Genomic DNA, 19,233 nt, shown 5'->3' on the forward strand with positions numbered 1-19,233 from the left:
GGGTATCAAGGAGTCATGGCCACATCCGCGAACCGTTCCGTCCGCTCACTCCGCGGCCTCCTGAGGCACGCCGACCACACCGTGTTCCGGCAGGTCGCGATGCGGCCCTGGCCGGCCGCCGAGCCGGTGCTGCCGCGGCTGAGCCGAGCCGCCAACCACGGGCTGCTCTGGGGCGGGGCCGCCCTCGGCATGTGGGCGCTCGGCGGGGCGCGCGGGCGGCGGGCGGCCGTGCGCGGTATCGCCTCGCTCGCCCTCGCCTCGGCGACCGTGAACACGCTCGGCAAGGGCGCCGTGCGCCGCACCCGCCCGGTCCTCGACGCCGTCCCCGTCATCCGGCACCTGCCGCACCAGCCCCTGACCAGCAGTTTCCCGTCCGGTCACTCGGCGTCCGCGGCCGCCTTCGCCGCCGGTGCGGCCCTGGAGTCGCGCGGCTGGGGCGCGGTCCTCGCGCCCGTGGCGTTCTCCGTCGCGTTCTCCCGCATCTACACCGGCGTGCACTACCCGAGCGACGTCCTCGTCGGGTCCGCCCTCGGCGTGACCGCCGCGTTCGCCGTGCGCGGCCTCGTGCCCTCCCGCGACCAGCTCCCGCCGCCCGCCCGCCAGCAGGAGTCCGCCCCCGCGCTCCCGGACGGCGACGGCCTGTACGTGGTCGTCAACCCCTCGTCCGGCGCGCAGCCCCAACTCGTCGATCCCGTACGCCAGTTGAGGTCGATGCTGCCGAGCGCCGAGATCATCCTGTACGACGACGAGGCGGGGCCGCTGCCCGATGTCCTGGAGGCGGCGGCTCGGGACGCGGCCCGCAAGGGCGGAGTGCTGGGCGTGTGCGGCGGCGACGGCACCGTCAACGCGGCCGTCGAACCGGCCCTCAGGTCCGGGGTCCCGCTGCTCGTGCTGCCCGGCGGCACGTTCAACCACTTCGCGTCCGACCTGGGCGTCGACACCATCCCGGACGCCTGTACCGCGGTTGCGAACGGGCACGCCGTACGCGTCGACGTAGGCCGCATCACCCCGCTCACCGACCAGGCCGCCGCGCCGGACGCCGAGGCCGAACCGGCGTACTTCCTCAACACGTTCAGCCTCGGCGCGTACCCGGACCTGGTCCGGCTCCGCGAGCACTGGTCGCCCAGGATCGGCGGCCCCGCCGCGACGCTGCTCGGCATCGCGAAGGTCCTGCGCACCGCGCACCCGATGCGGGCCGTGGTGAACGGCCGCCGCCGCGCCATGTGGCTGCTGTTCGCCGGCAACGGCGTCTACCAAAGCCTCGGCATCACCCCGATGCGCCGCCACGACCTCTCCGACGGCCTCCTCGACATCCGCATCGCCCACGGCGGCCACCTCGCCCGCACCCGCCTGCTCGCCACGGCCCTGGTCGGCGGCGTCGCCAGGACCCGTACGTACGCCGCGGCCCATGTGCCCCGCCTCCTGGTGTCGGGCCTGGCCGAGGGCACGCGGATGGCGTACGACGGCGAGGTCACGGACGCCCCGAGGGCCTTCCGCGTCGACAAGCTGCCGGAAGCGCTGACGGTCTACCGACCGCTCACGGAGTCCCCGCGCCTCGACCACTGAGCCGCGCGCCGGGGCCGGGGCCGGGTCAGTTCGGTTCGATCCCGGCCCGCCGTGCCTGCAGTTCGGACCTGACGAGTTCGAGGAGCCGCCCCGACCAGTTGCGGCCCCGGCCGCCGTTGTCGCCCCAGAAGTGCGAGTCGTCGTCGTAGATCACGGTCGCGTCGTCCGTGGCGAGCAGGATCTCCGCCAGGTCGTCGTGCGTGAACTTGGCGCGCAGCAGCCCGGTCATCACGGCCGTACGGGCGTGCGTCCAGCCCTCGCGGCGTGGGGCGTCGGCGGCGAGCGTACGGGCCGCGTGCTCGGTGTCGGCCTCCGCGATCGCCGCCCGTACGGAGAGGTCGTCGACGGACAGGGCCCAGTAGGCGTGCGCGACGGACGGGTAGCCGGCGCCCGCCACGGTGATCGGGGCGGGGTACTCGTGGCGCAGAGCGCGGGTGCCCGGGTCCTCGACCCGCTTCATCGGGAACGACTGGTAGAGCTTGATCGCGGGGGCGAACGAGGCGTCCGGTCCGTCCACCGGGACGCGCGGGGGCTCGGCCCGCCAGGCCGCGCGTTCCGCGAAGTACGCGAGGGCCTCGTCGTACTCCTCCTGCGTGACCGGCTCGTCCGGCCAGTCCTCGGTCCTGCCGCCGACCCCGGCCACGAGGACCTGCAGCGGGCCGTCCTTGCGGTCCATGTCGCCAAGGGCGTAACGGCGTTGGGTGACGGGGATCGCCCGGTACGCGGCGCGGGCGGCGGCCCGGTTCTCCTCGGTGCGCTCGACCAGGAAGACGTCGACGGCGGCGAGGCAGCGGGCGGTCGAGTCGGGGCGGCGGTTCAACTGCTCGATGGTGTCCCGGACTTCGGCCAGCAGGATCTCCGGCGTCAGCCAGGTGCTCGGCTCGCTGAACTGCCAGGCGGCCAGCTCGTGCCCGGACGCCCTGGCGCCTTCGGGGAGTTCGGTGGCGACCCAGCCCTGGCGCAGCTTCTCGGCGAACTCCTCGACGGTGACGAGGCCCCAGCAGTCGATCAGGCCGTCCGCGTAGATGAAGAGGTCGGTGAGGTGGTAGTCGAAGTTGTGGATGAAGGCGTGCCGCCAGGTGCCGGGTATGCGGACGCCGTCCGCCGTGCGATGGATGATCCGGTTCTCGCGCATCCGGCGATTGTGCCGCAGCGCCCGGCCCGCCACCCCCGTAGGGGCGGCGGACCGGGCGCTGCGGTGAACCGGGAGCCCGGAGCGGCGGATCAGGCAGCCGGGGCCGGGTATGTCGGGTACTCGACGCCCGAGACGTGCTGGACGACCCGGATGACCTGGCAGGAGTAGCCGAACTCGTTGTCGTACCAGAGGTAGAGGATCGCGTTGTCGCCGTCGACCTTCGTGGCGCCGGCGTCGACGATCGAGGCGTGACGCGAGCCGACGAAGTCCATGGAGACGGCGTCCGGCGCGGTCGTGAAGTCGATCTGGCGCTTCAGCGGCGAGTTGAGCGAGACGTCGCGGAGGTACTCCAGGACTTCCTCGCGGTTGGTCTCGCGGCCCAGGCGCAGGCTGAGGATCGCGATCGAGACGTCCGGCACGGGCACGCGGATCGAGGAGCCGGTGATCGGCGCCTTCAGGTCCGGCAGGGCCTTCGCGACGGCCGACGCGGCGCCGGTCTCCGTGATGACCATGTTCAGCGGCGCGGAGCGGCCACGGCGGTCGGCCTTGTGGTAATTGTCAAGCAGGTTCTGGTCGTTGGTGAACGAGTGCACCGTCTCGACGTGACCGCGCAGGACGCCGTACTCGTCGTCCATCGCCTTCAGCGGCGGCACGATCGCGTTGGTCGTGCAGGACGCGCAGGACAGGATCTGCTCGTCCGGCTTGATCATGTCGTGGTTGACGCCGTGCACGATGTTCGGGACGTCGCCCTTGCCGGGGGCGGTCAGGACGACCTTGTCGATGCCGGGGCGCAGGTGCTTGGAGAGGCCCTCGCGGTCCCGCCACTTGCCCGTGTTGTCGATGAGGATGGCGTCCTTGATGCCGTACGCCGTGTAGTCGACCTCGGACGGGTCGTTGGCGTAGATCATCTTGATCTCGTTGCCGTTGGCGATGATCTTGCCGCCCGCCTCGTCGACGGTGATCGTGCCCTGGAACTGGCCGTGGATCGAGTCGCGGCGCAGCAGCGAGGCGCGCTTCACGATGTCCTCGGCGGCCCGCTCGCCGCCGCCGCGCACGACGATCGCGCGCAGCCGCAGGCCGTTGCCGGAGCCCGCCTTCTCGATGAGGAGCCGGGCGACGAGACGGCCGATGCGGCCGAAGCCGTAGAGGACGACGTCCCGGCCCTCGCGGCGCTCGATCTTGTTCTCACCGGTGGCGCCGGCGACGGCCTCGGCGGTGAACTCCTCGACGGACAGACCGCGGTCGTCGGCCCGGTGCGCCTCGGCGAGCAGACCGATGTCCACCTGCGAGGGGCCGAGGTCGAGCGTGGTGAGGGCCTGCAGGAACGGCAGCGTCTCGGTGACCGAGAGCTCCTCGCCTGCGATCTGCCGCGCGAACCGGTGCGTCTTCAGGATGCTGACCACCGACTTGTTCACCAAGGAGCGGCTGTGCAGCAGGACGGTGACGTCCCGCTCGCGGTGCAGCTTCCCGATGATCGGGATCATCGACTCCGCGATCTCCTCGCGGTTCTTCCAGTTGGTGAACGAGTCCTCGTTGACAGTCACGTTTTTATCTTTCGAGCTAGGCGGTGCTCATATGCTAACCCTCCCGGTTCCGGGCACCGCCACGGGCCTCGGTGGGCCTACTCGAAGGGCGTCGTCGGGCCAGCGCCCCTGCGGACGATCTCGGCCTCGCCGCCCGAGAAGTCGATCACCGTGGTCGGCTCGGTGCCGCAGTCGCCGGAGTCCACCACCGCGTCCACGGCATGGTCCAGTCGCTCCTTGATCTCCCAGCCCTGGGTCATCGGCTCGTCCTCGTCGGGCAGCAGCAGCGTGCTGGAGAGCAGGGGTTCACCGAGCTCGGCGAGGAGCGCCTGGGTGACGACGTGGTCGGGGATGCGCACGCCGACCGTCTTCTTCTTCGGGTGCATCAGCTGACGCGGCACCTCCTTCGTCGCGGGCAGGATGAAGGTGTAGCTGCCGGGGGTGGCCGCCTTGATCGCGCGGAACACGTCGTTGTCGAAGTAGACGAACTGGCCGAGCTGCGAGAAGTTCTCGCAGACCAGGGTGAAGTGGTGGCGCTCGTCGAGGTCGCGGATGGACCGGATCCGGTTGATGCCCTCGCGGTTGCCGAGCTGGCAGCCGAGGGCGAAACAGGAGTCGGTCGGATAGGCGACGAGGGCGCCGGAGCGGATGCTGTCCGCCACGTTGGTGATGATGCGCCGCTGCGGGTTGTCGGGGTGCACGTCGAAGTACTTCGCCATTGGCCGAGCGTATGGGATCGGACCCGCGCGGGGGCCGTCACGCGCGGATCGGGGCCGGTGCCTGCCGCCCGGCAAGGGTCGGGCCGTTTGCCCGCGTCTCCCGCGGCCCCCGCGTCTCCCGCGTCTCCCGCGTCTCCCGGGCCTCCCGGGCCTCCCCGGCCTCCCGCGCCTCCCGGGCCTTACGCGCGGATCGCGCCGAGCAGCGTGCGGGCGCACAGCTCCCTGACCTCGTCCCGTCCCAGGTCCGGCTCGTCCAGCCAGTCCAGGCAGACGGTCACCAGGAACGACAGCCAGCCACGCACGGCGAGCCGTGTCGCGGAGCCGTCCGCCGTGTCGGCCGAGGCGGTCGAGAGCGCGCCCAGGATCTGCTGCTCCTGCGCGGCCAGGGCGGCCCGATACACCTCGCGCACCGTCGGATCGCCCGCAGCCTGCGCCCGGTGGAAGGCGCGGAAGCCCTCCGCGTGCTGCTCGACATAGGAGAGGAAGAGGTCGATGCCCGCGTCGATCTGCTCGCGCAGCGGGCGGCCCGGAACGGCGGCGGTCAGGCGCAGCATGCGCTCGCTCTCGTGCCGTACGACGGCGGCGAAGAACTCCCGCTTTGTCGGGAAATAGTGGTACAGGAGGCCGCGCGAGACTCCCGCGATCTCGGCGACCTGCTCGATCCACACGTCGTCGTACGGACTCTGCGCGAACAGGCGCGAGCCGACCGAGAGCAGTTGCTCGCGGCGTTCCTCGGTGCTCAGCCGGCGGCGGGTGCGTGAGCTGCGGTTCGCTGGCATGGCAGGACCGTACTCGACGCCGTTCCGCGCGGGGAGCGAGGTTCCCCGCCGTACGTTCTTGACGGCGATTCGGCGGCGTGACCACACTGGTGACGTCTATTGAACCGAGATGCAATAACGCAATCGGCGGGCATGGCAGGGGAGTTGGGGCAGATGGCGCAGATCACCGAGGCGGCGGCGCGCGACGGGGGAGCCGCTCTGCCCAAGGGCTTCCGCAGCGCGCAGCAGGGCTGGCCGGAGCTCGACCGCATCCCGCACCCGCCCCGCCGAATCCCGCTGATGGGAGACGTCGTCGGGGCGAACGTGCGCACCCCCGTGCAGGACTCCCTGCGCATCGCCCGCGACCTCGGCCCGATCTTCCGGCGCAAGGCCTTCGGCAAGGAGATCGTCTTCGTCGGCGGGGCCGGGCTCGCGGCGGACATGGCGGACGAGTCCCGGTTCGCGAAGCACGTCGGGCTCGGCGTGGCCAACCTGCGGCCGGTCGCCGGGGACGGACTGTTCACCGCGTACAACCACGAGCCCAACTGGCAGCTGGCGCACGACATTCTCGCGCCGGGGTTCAACCGGGACGCCATGGCCGGATACCACCGGCTGATGCTCGACGTGGCCGGCCGGCTCACCGAGCGCTGGGACGAGCGGGAGCGCACCGGGAGGGCGGTGGACGTGCCGGGTGACATGACGAAGCTCACCCTGGAGACCATCGCGCGCACCGGATTCGGGTACGACTTCGGCTCGTTCGAGCGGGAGCGCCCGCACCCCTTCGTGACCGCGATGGTCGGCACCCTCGCCTTCGCCCAGCGCCGCAACACGGTGCCCGCCGCGCTCGCCCCCGTCCTCCTGCGTGCGGCGACCCGGCGCAACGACGCGGACATGGCGTACCTGAACCGCACCGTCGACGAGGTCGTCGCCGCGCGCCGGGCCGAGGGCGGCAGCGGTGAACTGCGGGATCTGCTCGACCGGATGCTGGAGGTCGCCCACCCGGAGACGGGGGAGCGGCTCACCGCCGAGAACATCCGGCGGCAGGTCATCACGTTCCTCGTCGCCGGGCACGAGACCACCTCGGGCGCGCTCTCCTTCGCCCTGCACTACCTCGCCCGCCACCCCGAGGTGCTCGCCCGCGCGCAGGAAGAGGTGGACCGGGTGTGGGCGGGCAAGGACGTCCCCGCGTACGAGGACGTGGCGAAGCTGCGCTATCTGCGGCGGGTCCTCGACGAGTCCCTGCGCCTGTGGCCCACCGCGCCCGCCTTCGCCCGCGAGGCCCGGCACGACACCGTGCTCGGCGGCGAGCACCCGATGCGGCGCGGGGCGTGGGCGCTCGTCCTCACCATGACCGTGCACCGCGACCCGGAGGCCTGGGGCGAGGACGCGGAGGTGTTCGACCCGGACCGCTTCGACCCGAAGGCGGTACGGGCCAGGCCCGCGCATGTCTTCAAGCCGTTCGGCACCGGGGCGCGGGCCTGCATCGGGCGGCAGTTCGCGCTGCATGAGGCGGTGTTGGTGCTCGGTCTTCTGCTGCGCCGGTACGACTTGCAGGGTGATCCCGGGTACCGGTTGCGGGTCGCGGAGCGACTCACGTTGATGCCGGAGGGGTTGAGGCTGCACCTGGCTCGGCGCTGATTCTTCCCCTACCCGCCCCTTCCCGAAAGCCTGCGGCGCTGTCGTTCGGCTGCTGCGCCGTCGTGGCCGGTCGCGCAGTTCCCCGCGCCCCTTTCGGGGCACATTCAGCCCCGGAGCACGCGCGGTCGGACGGGGTTGGGGTGCGGCGGTCCTGGACCTTGGTGCGGTAGAGCCACAGGCCCACGCCCGCCGCCATGACGCCCAGCGCCACGGCGAGTTCGCGGTAGCCCCCGTACCCGCTGATCTCGAAGCCGGTCGCGCCGACCACCAGGACCAGCAGAAGCAGCGCCGCCAGCAGCCAGGCGATCGGTACGAACACCGCCGGGAGGCGGATCGGGCGGGCCGCGTCCGGACGGTCGCGGCGAAGCAGGGCGAAGCCCGAGAGGGCCAGGACGTGCGTCAGGATGTAGCCGAGGTTGCCGGTCACGATGATCGCCAGCGGCGTCTGCAGGACCGTGATCGCCAGGACGTTGAGGACGAGGGCGACCCACAGGGCCCGCGCGGGCACCCCGCGCCGGGTGAGCACCCCGGCCTGCCGGATCGTCGTTCCCCGGACGCCCATGTGGTAGAGGACCCGGGAGCCGTCGGCGAGGCCGGTGATCATGATGAGCAGCAGCGAGCCGATCAGGAAGACCACCATCAGGTCCGCCCCGCCGCCGATCAGCCGCTGGAACGCCCCCACGTAGAACGTCACCGGCTCCGCCGAGATCTTCGCCTCGCCCAGATATCCCGAGAGCGACAGCGGCATCAGCAGGAACACCCCGAGGCAGAACAGCACGCCGGCCCGCAGCGCCCGCGAGGTGTCGCGCACGGTGTCCTTGTACTCGGGGGCGAAGGTCAGGCAGACCTCCACCGCGAACGACGTCCACGCCATGATGTACAGCCACACCAGCGCCTCACGCAGACCTGCGGCGCCGTGCAGGTTCCAGTGCAGGCCCGCGGCCGACCAGTCACCGCTCACGAACGGGCCGACCACGAACACCGTGAGCGGGACGAGGAGCATGCCGCCCGTGACGTACACGACCCACATCGCGGCGTGCAGTCCGGCCATGGCGGCGCCGAAGAGCAGCACGATCACCACGAGGCCGACCGCGATGGGGAAGTCCACGGTCGCCGGGCCGAACGAGTACGACCAGTCCTGGTCGGGGAACCACTGCGCCTGGACGAGCGAGCCGACGATGCTCGCGTAGATGGCGAGCGCGGTCGTCCAGGGGAACCAGTAGCCGATGCCGGCGATCGGGCCGACGACGGGGGCGCGGGACTTCCATGCCTCGGCGGCGTAGTCCGCGATGCCGCCGGAGGACTCGGGGAACATCGCGGCCAGTTCCTGGTAGATCCAGTTGGCGGCGGCCGCGAGGACCATCGAGACGGCCCAGAGCGCGAGCGCGCCCCAAGCGCCGAGGCCGCCGATCGAGGCGCCGAGCGAGGCGATCAGCGCGGCGGGCATCGCGAGGGTCAGGGCGAAGCCGTCGTACCAGTGCATCTTCTGGGGCAGCGCGGGCATTCGGTCCGGGCCGCCGGGGTTCGGGGATGACATCAGAGGCCCCCTTCGGGGAGCGCGGGAACGGGAACGGGATATGGGGAGAGGCCCCCTGCACAGGAACGTGCGGGCAGGCAGGGGCACATGGGGAGAGGAGGCATACGGGGGCGGGTGGTCGCCGTGGTCACAGGTCGAGGACCAGGCGCTCGCCGGCGCAGCGGGAGACGCAGATCATCATCGTGCCGCCGCTCGCCCGCTCCGCCTCGGTGAGCAGGTCGTCGCGGTGGTCGGGGACGCCGTCGAGCACCTTGGTCTCGCAGGCCCCGCAGATGCCCAGCTCGCACGAGGAGTCCGCCTCGACCCCGGCCGCGCGCACGGTCTCCAGGACGCTGCGGTCCGCCGGCACGACCAGATCGAGGCCGGAGCGCTCCAGGCGGAGCGCGAAATCGGCCGGTCCGCCCGCGCCCGGCCCGTCCTGCGGCGGCCCGCCCGCCGGGGCGAAGCGCTCGGTGTGCACCGGCCCGGTGTGCAGCGCGCGGACGGCGTCGAGGAGACCCCCGGGGCCGCAGGCGTACGCGGCCGCGTCCGGCCAGGAGGCGAGGAACGACGCCAGGTCGGGCCGGCCCGCCTCGTCCTCGGGGACCACCGTGACGGCGTCGGCGGGCAGTTCGCCGAGGAACGCCATGCTCGCCCGTGAACGGCCCCCGTACAGCATCTTCCAGGGGCGGCCGAGTGCGGTGAGGCGGTGGGCCATCGGCAGCAGCGGGGTGATGCCGATGCCGCCGGCGACCAGCAAGTACCGCTCGGCGTCGGCCAGTCGGAAGGTGTTGCGGGGCCGCGACACCGGCAGTGTGTGGCCGGGGCGCAGCACCTCGTGCACCCGCGCCGAGCCGCCCCGGCTGTCGGGGACGCGCAGCACGCCCACGCGGTAGCGGCTCGGGTCGGCCGGGTCGGAGCACAGCGAGTACGGGCGGACCAGGCCGGGCGCCAGGTGCAGATCCACGTGGGCGCCCGGCTCCCACGGCGCGAGCCGCCCGCCGTCGGGGTCGGCCAGGGTGACGGCGAGCACGCCCTCGGCCGCCCGCTCAAGGGCATCGACGCGCAGCACCGGCGGCGCGTCCGGGGTGGTGGCCATCGCGTTACCCCTCGGCCCCGGCGGGCGCGGCGGCCCGGCGCATCAACTCACCGAACGCACGCCGGTAGTTGAGGGTGAACAGGTCGGCGGGGGCCGAGAACTCGGGGGCCTCGCCGTCCCACGGCACCTCGCGCGGCTGGATGTTCTCCACGATCGGCAGGTCTTCGAGGTACACCATCTCCTCGACGCGCAGACACTCCTCAAGGGAGTCCCCCTTGAAGTCCCGCTCGTTGGCGACCCCCCAGAAGATCTTCACCTCCTCGTACGAGACGGGCGAGGGGAAGCCGGCCACGATGCGCAGCCCGGCGATCTCGTAGTGGTAGCTGATGCTGGCGAAGCCCGGCGCGGTGCACTGGTAGTCCATCCGGCAGTCGCCCTGCGCCGCCCAGTCGCCCGAACTCGCCTCCAGGGGGCGGCTCATGTGCACGTCGAGCCCGTCCCTGCGCACCTCCAGGGGCTCCACCACCTCGGGCGTCGGGCCCATCGACACCTGGTGCACGAACGGGAAGTGCGCCACGTCCCGGAAGTTCTCCACGGCGACGGCGACGCCGGTGGGCGAGTGCAGCGGCTCGGCCGCGAGCCACTCCAGGTCCCGGCCGCGCCAGGCCGCCGGGTCGTACAGCTCTACGACGGGCTCGTCGAGGACCGTCCACACATGGCCGAAGCGCTCGACGGCGGGGTGGACGCGCACCGCGGCCTTCGCCGGGATGCGGCTCTGGTCGGCGAGCGAGGGGATCCGGGTGCAGCGGCCGTCGCCGCCGTCGAACTGCCAGCCGTGGTACGGGCAGCCGAGGGAGCGCCCGTGCACCTTGCCGAGGGAGAGGTCGGCGCCGCGGTGCGGGCAGCGGCGGGCGGTGACGCGCGCCGTGCCGTCCTCGTCGCGGTAGACGACGAGCTGCTCGCCGAGCAGGACGGCGGGCTGCGGGGTGTCGAGGTCGACGGAGCGTGCCACCGGGAACCAGGAGCGCCGCATGGCGTGCTCGGCCTGCTCCCGTTTGGTGAGGGTGGAGGTCATCTGGGGTCCTTCCAGGGGGTGTTGGGGCTGACGACGGCACAGGAGTGGGCTAGATGCCCACGAGGAGGGCGCCGCCGTTGACGGGGACGGTCTGGCCGGTGATGAAGGCGCCGGTGTCCCCGGCGAGGAACGCGACCACGTCGGCGATCTCCGAGGGCTGCCCGAGCCGGCCGACGGGCACGGCGGCGACCTCGGCGTCATGGTTCTCCGGCGGCACCATGCGGGTCGCGATCGCGCCCGGCGCCACGGCGTTGACCATGATCCGCTCCGCCGCGAACTCCTGGGCGAGGGTCTTCATCAGGCCGAGCTGGCCCGCCTTGGACACCATGTAGCCGTAGCTGTGGCCGTCGGGGACCTGCCCCCACTGGGAGTTGATGAAGATCACCCGGGCCGCGGGGCTGCGCCGCAGCTCGGGCAGGGCGGCCCGGGTGAGGTGCAGCGGCGCCCAGATGTTCACGGCGAGCAGCCGGGCGACGTCCTCGTCGGCGGTGTCGGCGAGGCCCGTCATGCTGTGGATCAGGCCCGCGTTGTGCACCAGGATGTCGAGCCCGCCGAGTGCGGCGACCGCCTCGGCCACCAGCTTCTCGGCCTGCTCGCGGTCGGTGATGTCCGCGCCGAGTGCCACCGCGGTGCCGCCCGCGGCGCGCACCGCCTCGGCGGTCTCGGCGAGTTCGGCCGCGTCGATGTCGGCGAGGGCGAGGTCCGCGCCCCGGGCGGCGAGGGCGAGCGCGTGCGCGCGGCCCATGCCGCGGGAGGCGCCGGTGATCAGGGCGCGGCGGCCGGTCAGTTCGGCCGCGGTGGGAGTGTGACCGGCGGCGGGGGTGCGGTCGGCGGCGCTCACGCGGTCACCTCGGCCTGGTGCGGCTCGGTGACGTAGAGCATGTTGCCGTCGGGGTCGTAGAAGGGGCGGTAGCGGTACCAGGTGCCCGACGGGTGCTTCCAGACGATCTGATCGTCCGTCACCCACTCCACGCGGCCGTCGAGTTCTGCTACGGCCGCGTCCAGGTCGTCGACCTCGAAGGCGACGGAGTCGAAGCCGGGTGCGTTCTCCGCGTTCACCTCGGTGCGGCGCGGCTCGTGCCGGCCGGCCTCCGACTTGAAGAGGTAGAGCGTGAGATTGCCCAGGTCGATCGCGGCCCACTCCTCGGCCGCCGCGTAGGGCAGGTGGAACGGCAGGCCGAGGGTGCCGTGGTAGAAGTCCACGAGTCGCTGGACGTCGTGGGTGAGGATGTCCATGTTGTCGATGCGCTTGAGCCGGATCATGCGGCGCTCCTTGTCGGTTCGGGGGACGGGGCGGGGTCGGCTGTCTCGGGTCCTGGGCCGGATCCTGACCCGGATCCCGGGTGCGGTTCCGGGCGGTGCAGGCAGGGCGGTCCGGAGGTGATGTGCAGGGCGCGGGTCGCGAAGTCGATCCGTACGGTGGCGAGCGTGCGGAACGCGTCCGGCCGGTCGTCGGGTGCGTGGGCGCAGAGCCCGCCGGTGTGGTCGCAGAGCGCGTCCACGGCCGCTTCGGTGGTGAGGGTGGCGCCCTTGCCGTGCAGGGCGCGGCGCAGCACGTCGTACCGGACCAGGGTGTCGGGGTCGGTGACCGGCTCGGTGTCGCCGTCGCTGCCGGGCCGGGTCAGGAAGTGGTTGGTGTGCAGCAACAGCCCGTCGGCGTCCGGGAGTACGTGCCCCGGGCCGCCCGGCCACAGCTCGCAGGCGATCGCGGTCCTGCCCGCCGCGAGGCCGCCGACCACGGTCAGGGTGGTGGACGCGGAGACCGGCGCGGTGCCGGCGGTGCGCAGCGCGTCGGTCACCGTGTACGCGGTGTCGAGCAGCCGCCGGGCGATCACATGGACGGGAACGCCGCCCTTCGGCCGGTCCTCGCGGTGGTGCAGGATGTTGAACAGGCAGCCCACGCCCCGGTCGTTGACGCCGATCTTGCCGACGACGCCGAACTCGGTGAGGGTCGTGGTGCGCCGCCCCTCGGCCTGCGGGATCTCCCACTCCAGCCAGTTGTCGGCCAGGCCCGCGTACCAGTCCCAGTTCTGCACGGCCACAGGCTCGGCGCCGGGGCCGCCCAGGGCCACCACGGTGGAGCACTCGCCCCCGCCGCGGGCGCCGGCGAGGATCTCGGTGCGGGCGTTCACGGCGGCCACGTCGGTGACGGGCAGGGCCGCGCCCTCGGCGATGCCCCGGATCTCCGCGGCCAGTTCGGGCGCCCAGCGCTCCACGGCGGCGAGCGCGTCGGCCCCCGGCCCGGCCAGGTCGTGGACGCCGCCGCGGGCGAACAGGTCCCGGTAGCCGGCCACCGTGGCGGCCACCCGGCCGCGCCAGGTCTCGCCGAACTCGCGGCCGCGCTCGCGGGGTTCGGCTTCCGTGGAGACGAACCGGACGGGCGGCTGCGGCGGGACCGTGCTCACTGCACGCTCCCCGTGGCCTGAGGCTGGGCCGGACGAGTCCGTACCCGGGCGGCGACGTCGGCCAGCGGCGCCTGCCACGAGCCGCCGCGGCGGGAGATCTCCTCGACCAGGCGGACCAGTTCGACGAAGCGCTGGGGCCGGCCGATGACCTCGGGGTGCATCGTGTAGATCACGTGCCGCCGCTCGGCCCGCGCGAACGTGTACTCCGCGAGCCAGGAGGTGTAGAGCTCGCCCGGGGCGGCGGTGTTGCCGCCGGTGTCGATGTTCCAGCCGTACCGGGGCCAGTCGTCGAGGGACCAGTGCACCGGGAGTTCGAGCAGCGCCCGGCCGTCGTGCACCTCGTAGTACGGGCGGTCGTCGCCCATGCAGGAGGAGTCGTACCCGAAGCCGTGCTCGACGAGCAGGTCGAAGGTCTCCGGGGTCAGCTCCCAGGACGCGGAGCGGTAACCCACCGGGACGGGTGCGCCGGCCGAGGCGAGAGCGGCGAGCCCCTTCTCGATCTCGGCGCGCTGGTCGGCGGGGGAGATCTTGTCGCTGCGCAGGTGCAGGTGCCCGTGGTGAGCGACCTCGTGCCCGCCCTCGAGGATCTCGGCGACCAGTCCGGGGTGGACCTCGGCCGTGTGGCCGGGGACGAAGAAGGTGCCGCGGATGCCGTGTTCGGCGAGCAGGGCGAGGATGCGGGGCATGCCGCGGACGACTCCGTAGCGGCCCTCGGAGAGGGTGGTCAGCCTGCGGGCGTAGGACGGGTCCTCGCCGAGCCAGCCCGCTTCGGCGTCCACGTCGAAGGTGAAGGACACGGCCGCCTCGGCGCCGTCCGGCCAGTCGAACTCCGGCTCTTCGGGTGGCTCGGGGGAGGGGGAGGGATGCGGCAGCGGCATGAGGGTCTCCTGGTGTTGCGTAGCCAAGGACGTACACAGATGCGCGATGCGCAGGTGAGTGCTCGAATCGATGCGCATTGCGTCGCGCCAGGAAACATAGGGTGCGCGATCCGTGAACTTCAAGAGGTCGGACCTGCGCGATGCAAAGAATCTTCCGCGCTTGGCTACGCATGTCGTGGATCAAGGGCCGTTCCGGCACCGCAACGCGTGATCCACATCTAGGATCGAGCCCATGACCGAACTGGATGACCTCGACCGCGCGATCATCGCCGAGCTGGAGCAGGACGGCCGCCGCGCCTTCCGTGAGATCGCCCGCTCTCTGGACGTCTCCGAGGGCACCGTGCGCAGCCGCTTCCGTCGCCTGGAGGAGTCCGGCGTGCTCAAGATCACGGCCTTCGCCGACCCGGGGCGCTTCAGTCAGGGCCGCCTGGCGCAGATCTTCCTGCGGGTCGCCCCGGACCACCACGATGCGGTGGTCGCGGCGCTCTGCGCGTGCGTCGAGATCAGTTACGTCTCCACGACGCTCGGCCGTGCCGACGTCTTCGCCCAGGTCCTCGTCGCCGACGACCGGGACCTCTGGGAGTTCCTGCACCGGCGTGTGCGCCCGCTCGAAGGCGTCACGGACGTCGAGTCCGTACTCGAAGTGGCCGTGCACAAGCTCTGGTTCGACGGGCAGCGGCCGACCGAGGAGGGCTGAGGCCGCCGTCGGGAGGGGGCGTTCGCCTCCCGTGTGTCACGCTCGCCCGGATAGGCCACCGGGCACGCATGATCAAGACCAGCCCGGAGAGGGCAAGGTCACAGCTGTGGGCACTGCTGCTCATGAGTGAACGTGCCCTAACATCCGAGCCATGACGGTCCTGCCTGACGACGGGCTTTCGCTGGCCGCCGAGTTCCCTGATGCGACCCACGAGCAGTGGCAGGCCCTTGTGTCGGGCGTACTGCGCAAGTCGGGTAAAGAGTTCTCGGGCACGGCGGCCGAAGACGCCCTCTCCACCGCACTCGAGGACGGGCTCAGCACCCGCCCCCTCTACACCTCCCACGACCCCGCGCCGGACACCGGCCACCCCGGCTTCGCCCCGTTCGTCCGGGGCGGCAGGCCGCAGGGTGGCACGGCCGGTGGCTGGGACGTCCGGCAGCGGCACGCCGACGCCGACCCAGAGCGCGCCCGCGAGGCGGTCCTCGCCGATCTGGAGAACGGCACCACCTCGCTGTGGCTCGCCGTCGGCCCCGGCGGCGTCCCCGTCTCCGGCCTCTCCCGCGCCCTCGACGGCGTCTATCTCGACCTGGCGCCGATCGCGCTCGACGCGGGCGCCGAATACGCCGACGCCGCACAGGAGTTGCTGCGCCTGTACGCCGAGCGCGGAGTGACCGCCGACCAGGCGAGCGGCACCCTCGGCGCCGACCCGCTCGGCCACGAGGCCCGCACCGGTCAGGAGTTGGACGCCGCACCCGCCGCAGAACTCGCCGCCCGCTGCGCCCGCGAGTACCCCGGCATCCGCACCCTCGCCGTGGACGCCCTGCCGTACCACGAGGCCGGGGCCTCCGCCGCCGAAGAGCTCGGCTGCTCCCTGGCCACCGGGCTCGCCTACCTGCGCCGGCTCACCGCGGCCGGGCTCGACCTGCAACAGGCCCTGGGCCAGTTGGAGTTCAGGTACGCGGCCACCGCCGACCAGTTCCTCACCATCGCCAAGCTGCGTGCCGCGCGCCGCCTCTGGGCGCGGATCGCCGAGGTGTGCGGGGCGCCCGCCGACGGCGCGCAGCACCAGCACGCGGTCACGTCCTCGGTGATGATGACCCGCCGCGACCCGTGGGTGAACATGCTGCGCACCACGGTCGCCACGCTCGCCGCAGGCGTCGGCGGCGCGGACTCCGTGACCGTCCTCCCCTTCGACGAGGCGCTCGGCCTGCCCGACGCGTTCGCCCGCCGCATCGCCCGCAACACCTCCACCATCCTCCTGGAGGAGTCGCACCTCGGACAGGTCATCGACCCCGCGGGCGGCTCCTGGTACGTGGAGCGACTCACCGACGAACTCGCCCACGCCGCCTGGGAGTTCTTCCAGGAGATCGAGCGCGAGGGCGGCCAGGCCTCCGCCCTGCGCTCCGGTTTCGTACGCGAGAGGCTGGCCGCCACCTGGGCCGCGCGCAGCGCCAAGCTCGCCACCCGCCGCGAACCCGTCACCGGAGTCAGCGAGTTCCCGCACCTCGCCGAGAAGCCCGTCGTCCGCGAGCCCGCGCCCGCACCGCTCACCGGCGGCCTGCCGAAGGTGCGCCGCGACGAGGCGTACGAGGCGCTGCGCGCCCGCTCCGACGCGCACCTCGACGCGACCGGGGCCCGCCCCAAGGTGTTCATCGCCGCACTCGGCCCGGCCGCCGCGCACACGGCCCGCGCCACGTTCGCCGCGAACCTCTTCCAGGCGGGCGGCGTCGAGCCCGTGCACGACCCGGTATCCATCGACAACACGGCCGCGGAGTCGGTCGCCGAGGCGTTCCGGGCGAGCGGTGCGGGCGTCGCCTGCATCTGCTCCAGCGACGCGCTCTACGACGAGCAGGCCGAGGCCGTCGCGCAGGCACTCCAGGACGCGGGCGCCCAGCGGGTGTTCCTCGCCGGGAAGCCCGCCGAGCGCACCGGAGTCGACGCGCACGTGTACGCCGGCTGCGACGCGGTCGCCGTCCTCACCTCCACCCTCGACCGCATGGGAGTGGCGTGATGCCGAACCAGCAGCCGAATCAGCAGTCGGACCAGCAGGCGAATCAGCAGAGCTCGCACACCCCGCAGATCCCCGACTTCTCCGTGATCGGCCTGAACACCGGCGCCCCCGCGGGCTCCGACGACGAGTGGCGCGCCGCCGTCAAGGAGTCCACCGGCAAGTCGGTCGACGACCTGACGTGGGAGACCCCCGAGGGCATCGCCGTCCAACCCCTCTACACCGGGCGGGACTTGGAGGGCCTGGACTTCCTCGGCACGTATCCGGGTGCGGCCCCGTATCTGCGCGGCCCGTACCCGACGATGTACGTCAACCAGCCCTGGACGATCCGGCAGTACGCGGGCTTCTCCACGGCCGAGGAGTCCAACGCCTTCTACCGGCGCAACCTCGCGGCGGGCCAGAAGGGCCTGTCCGTCGCCTTCGACCTGCCCACGCACCGCGGGTACGACAGCGACCACCCGCGCGTCACCGGTGACGTCGGCATGGCGGGCGTCGCCATCGACTCCATCTACGACATGCGCCAGCTCTTCGACGGCATCCCGCTGGACAAGATGACCGTGTCGATGACGATGAACGGCGCCGTTCTGCCCGTACTGGCGCTCTACATCGTGGCGGCGGAGGAACAGGGCGTACCGCCCGAGAAGCTGGCCGGGACCATCCAGAACGACATCCTCAAGGAGTTCATGGTCCGCAACACCTACATCTATCCGCCGAAGCCGTCGATGCGGATCATCTCCGACATCTTCGCGTACACCTCGCAGCGGATGCCGCGCTACAACTCCATCTCCATCTCCGGCTACCACATCCAGGAAGCGGGCGCGACGGCCGACCTGGAGCTGGCGTACACCCTCGCCGACGGGGTGGAGTACCTGCGGGCCGGGCAGGAGGCGGGCCTCGACGTGGACGCGTTCGCGCCGCGGCTCAGCTTCTTCTGGGCGATCGGCATGAACTTCTTCATGGAGGTCGCCAAGCTGCGCGCCGCCCGCCTGCTCTGGGCGAAGCTGGTCAAGCAGTTCGACCCGAAGAACGCCAAGTCTCTCTCCCTGCGCACCCATTCGCAGACCTCGGGCTGGTCCCTCACCGCGCAGGACGTCTTCAACAACGTCACGCGTACGTGCGTCGAGGCCATGGCCGCCACGCAGGGCCACACCCAGTCCCTGCACACCAACGCGCTCGACGAGGCACTCGCCCTGCCCACCGACTTCTCCGCGCGCATCGCCCGCAACACCCAGCTCCTCATCCAGCAGGAGTCGGGCACGACGCGGACGATCGACCCGTGGGGCGGCAGCGCGTACGTGGAGAAGCTCACGTACGACCTCGCGAACCGCGCCTGGCAGCACATCCAGGAGGTCGAGGCCGCGGGCGGCATGGCCAAGGCCATCGACGCGGGCATCCCCAAGCTGCGCATCGAGGAGGCCGCGGCCCGCACCCAGGCCCGGATCGACTCCGGACGGCAGCCCGTCATCGGCGTCAACAAGTACCGCGTCGAGAACGACGAGCAGATCGACGTCCTCAAGGTCGACAACTCCTCGGTCCGCACCCAGCAGATCGAGAAGCTGCGCCGCCTCCGCGAGGAGCGCGACGGCCAGGCCTGCCAGGACGCGCTCGACGCCCTGACCCGCGCCGCCGCCGAATCCACCGGAAACCTCCTGGAGTTGGCGGTGAACGCGGCCCGCGCCAAGGCGACGGTCGGTGAGATCTCCGACGCACTGGAGAAGGTGTACGGGCGGCACGCGGGCCAGATCCGTACGATCTCCGGCGTGTACCGCAACGAAGCAGGCCAGTCGCCCTCCGTGGAGCGGACCCGCGCTCTCGTCGACGCCTTCGAGGAGGAAGAGGGCCGCCGCCCGCGCATCCTCGTCGCCAAGATGGGCCAGGACGGGCACGACCGCGGCCAGAAGGTCATCGCGTCCGCCTTCGCCGACCTCGGCTTCGACGTCGACGTCGGCCCGCTGTTCCAGACCCCGGCGGAGGTGGCGCGGCAGGCCGTCGAAGCGGACGCGCACATCGTCGGCGTCTCCTCGCTTGCGGCCGGGCACCTCACCCTCGTACCGGCGCTGCGCGAGGAGCTGGCCGCCGAGGGGCGCGAGGACATCATGATCGTCGTCGGTGGTGTGATCCCGCCGCAGGATGTGCCCACGCTCCTGGAGATGGGCGCCACCGCGGTCTTCCCGCCCGGCACGGTCATTCCGGACGCGGCGTACGACCTGGTGGAGCAGCTGGGCGAACAGCTCGGCCACGAGTCCGCCGCCGGTTCCGCCGCTGCCGAGCGCTGA

General features: G+C 72.2%; 16 protein-coding genes. 5 read left to right on the top strand and 11 right to left on the bottom strand.

Going from position 1 to position 19,233, the window contains the following annotated elements; translation table 11 throughout:
- Window positions 1–15: 15 nt before the first annotated feature.
- Window positions 16–1,566, top strand: coding sequence for a phosphatase PAP2 family protein (locus RCO28_RS08780; RefSeq protein WP_308940426.1), 1,551 nt, complete (start codon window positions 16–18; stop codon window positions 1,564–1,566).
- A gap of 25 nt (window positions 1,567–1,591) precedes the next feature.
- Here the strand turns inward: RCO28_RS08780 and RCO28_RS08785 are convergent, their stop codons facing one another.
- From RCO28_RS08785 to RCO28_RS08800, 4 genes are all read right to left on the bottom strand, one after another.
- Entirely contained in the window at window positions 1,592–2,701 is a 1,110-nt protein-coding gene (locus RCO28_RS08785; protein ID WP_308940427.1) for an NADAR family protein, read from the bottom strand.
- Window positions 2,702–2,790: 89 nt separating this feature from the next.
- Window positions 2,791–4,245, bottom strand: coding sequence for a glyceraldehyde-3-phosphate dehydrogenase (locus tag RCO28_RS08790; protein WP_308940428.1), 1,455 nt, complete (start codon window positions 4,243–4,245; stop codon window positions 2,791–2,793).
- 77 nt (window positions 4,246–4,322) lie between these two features.
- Window positions 4,323–4,943: an L-threonylcarbamoyladenylate synthase gene (locus RCO28_RS08795; protein WP_308940429.1), complete on the bottom strand. Its 621-nt coding sequence runs from the start codon at window positions 4,941–4,943 to the stop codon at window positions 4,323–4,325.
- 179 nt (window positions 4,944–5,122) lie between these two features.
- A complete protein-coding gene (locus tag RCO28_RS08800) occupies window positions 5,123–5,722 on the bottom strand; it encodes a TetR/AcrR family transcriptional regulator (RefSeq protein WP_308940430.1) in 600 nt (199 codons plus the stop codon).
- Between the two features lie 153 nt (window positions 5,723–5,875).
- On the opposite strand from RCO28_RS08800, the gene RCO28_RS08805 reads away from it, so the two are divergent.
- Window positions 5,876–7,339: a cytochrome P450 gene (locus RCO28_RS08805; protein WP_308940431.1), complete on the top strand. Its 1,464-nt coding sequence runs from the start codon at window positions 5,876–5,878 to the stop codon at window positions 7,337–7,339.
- On the opposite strand, the gene RCO28_RS08810 is transcribed toward RCO28_RS08805, so the two are convergent.
- The 7 genes from RCO28_RS08810 to RCO28_RS08840 form a co-directional block, all read right to left on the bottom strand.
- Complete coding sequence (locus RCO28_RS08810) at window positions 7,293–8,876, bottom strand: APC family permease (protein ID WP_308940432.1); 1,584 nt, start codon at window positions 8,874–8,876, stop codon at window positions 7,293–7,295. The genes RCO28_RS08805 and RCO28_RS08810 overlap by 47 nt on opposite strands.
- A gap of 127 nt (window positions 8,877–9,003) precedes the next feature.
- A complete protein-coding gene (locus RCO28_RS08815) occupies window positions 9,004–9,954 on the bottom strand; it encodes a PDR/VanB family oxidoreductase (protein WP_308940433.1) in 951 nt (316 codons plus the stop codon).
- 4 nt (window positions 9,955–9,958) lie between these two features.
- A complete protein-coding gene (locus tag RCO28_RS08820) occupies window positions 9,959–10,969 on the bottom strand; it encodes an aromatic ring-hydroxylating dioxygenase subunit alpha (protein WP_308940434.1) in 1,011 nt (336 codons plus the stop codon).
- 49 nt (window positions 10,970–11,018) lie between these two features.
- Window positions 11,019–11,810 (bottom strand): SDR family NAD(P)-dependent oxidoreductase, encoded by a 792-nt coding sequence (locus tag RCO28_RS08825; protein ID WP_308940435.1) that lies wholly within the window; start codon window positions 11,808–11,810, stop codon window positions 11,019–11,021.
- Window positions 11,807–12,232, bottom strand: a complete 426-nt coding sequence (locus RCO28_RS08830; protein ID WP_308940436.1) for a VOC family protein — start codon at window positions 12,230–12,232, stop codon at window positions 11,807–11,809. Before RCO28_RS08830 ends, RCO28_RS08825 begins: the two co-directional genes overlap by 4 nt.
- Window positions 12,229–13,374, bottom strand: coding sequence for a C45 family peptidase (locus tag RCO28_RS08835; RefSeq protein ID WP_308940437.1), 1,146 nt, complete (start codon window positions 13,372–13,374; stop codon window positions 12,229–12,231). The genes RCO28_RS08830 and RCO28_RS08835 overlap by 4 nt, the downstream gene beginning before the upstream one ends.
- Window positions 13,371–14,252, bottom strand: coding sequence for a polysaccharide deacetylase (locus tag RCO28_RS08840; RefSeq protein ID WP_308940438.1), 882 nt, complete (start codon window positions 14,250–14,252; stop codon window positions 13,371–13,373). The genes RCO28_RS08835 and RCO28_RS08840 overlap by 4 nt, the downstream gene beginning before the upstream one ends.
- 232 nt (window positions 14,253–14,484) lie before the next feature.
- On the opposite strand from RCO28_RS08840, the gene RCO28_RS08845 reads away from it, so the two are divergent.
- The 3 genes from RCO28_RS08845 (at window position 14,485) to scpA (ending at window position 19,233) form a co-directional block, all read left to right on the top strand.
- Window positions 14,485–14,949, top strand: a complete 465-nt coding sequence (locus tag RCO28_RS08845; protein WP_308940439.1) for an Lrp/AsnC family transcriptional regulator — start codon at window positions 14,485–14,487, stop codon at window positions 14,947–14,949.
- 151 nt (window positions 14,950–15,100) lie between these two features.
- A complete protein-coding gene (locus RCO28_RS08850) occupies window positions 15,101–16,960 on the top strand; it encodes a methylmalonyl-CoA mutase subunit beta (protein WP_308940440.1) in 1,860 nt (619 codons plus the stop codon).
- Complete coding sequence (gene scpA / locus RCO28_RS08855) at window positions 16,960–19,233, top strand: methylmalonyl-CoA mutase (RefSeq protein WP_308940441.1); 2,274 nt, start codon at window positions 16,960–16,962, stop codon at window positions 19,231–19,233. The genes RCO28_RS08850 and scpA overlap by 1 nt, the downstream gene beginning before the upstream one ends.

The sequence above is a fragment of the Streptomyces sp. LHD-70 genome, assembly GCF_031157275.1.
Lineage (GTDB): Bacteria > Actinomycetota > Actinomycetes > Streptomycetales > Streptomycetaceae > Streptomyces.

Coding starts and splice junctions, on each gene's coding strand:
- RCO28_RS08780 (WP_308940426.1), top strand. CDS start 16: ATGGCCACATCCGCGAACCGTTCCGTCCGCTCACTCCGCGGCCTCCTG.
- RCO28_RS08785 (WP_308940427.1), bottom strand. CDS start 2,701: ATGCGCGAGAACCGGATCATCCATCGCACGGCGGACGGCGTCCGCATA.
- RCO28_RS08795 (WP_308940429.1), bottom strand. CDS start 4,943: ATGGCGAAGTACTTCGACGTGCACCCCGACAACCCGCAGCGGCGCATC.
- RCO28_RS08800 (WP_308940430.1), bottom strand. CDS start 5,722: ATGCCAGCGAACCGCAGCTCACGCACCCGCCGCCGGCTGAGCACCGAG.
- RCO28_RS08805 (WP_308940431.1), top strand. CDS start 5,876: ATGGCGCAGATCACCGAGGCGGCGGCGCGCGACGGGGGAGCCGCTCTG.
- RCO28_RS08810 (WP_308940432.1), bottom strand. CDS start 8,876: ATGTCATCCCCGAACCCCGGCGGCCCGGACCGAATGCCCGCGCTGCCC.
- RCO28_RS08815 (WP_308940433.1), bottom strand. CDS start 9,954: ATGGCCACCACCCCGGACGCGCCGCCGGTGCTGCGCGTCGATGCCCTT.
- RCO28_RS08820 (WP_308940434.1), bottom strand. CDS start 10,969: ATGACCTCCACCCTCACCAAACGGGAGCAGGCCGAGCACGCCATGCGG.
- RCO28_RS08830 (WP_308940436.1), bottom strand. CDS start 12,232: ATGATCCGGCTCAAGCGCATCGACAACATGGACATCCTCACCCACGAC.
- RCO28_RS08840 (WP_308940438.1), bottom strand. CDS start 14,252: ATGCCGCTGCCGCATCCCTCCCCCTCCCCCGAGCCACCCGAAGAGCCG.
- RCO28_RS08845 (WP_308940439.1), top strand. CDS start 14,485: ATGACCGAACTGGATGACCTCGACCGCGCGATCATCGCCGAGCTGGAG.
- RCO28_RS08850 (WP_308940440.1), top strand. CDS start 15,101: ATGACGGTCCTGCCTGACGACGGGCTTTCGCTGGCCGCCGAGTTCCCT.
- scpA (WP_308940441.1), top strand. CDS start 16,960: ATGCCGAACCAGCAGCCGAATCAGCAGTCGGACCAGCAGGCGAATCAG.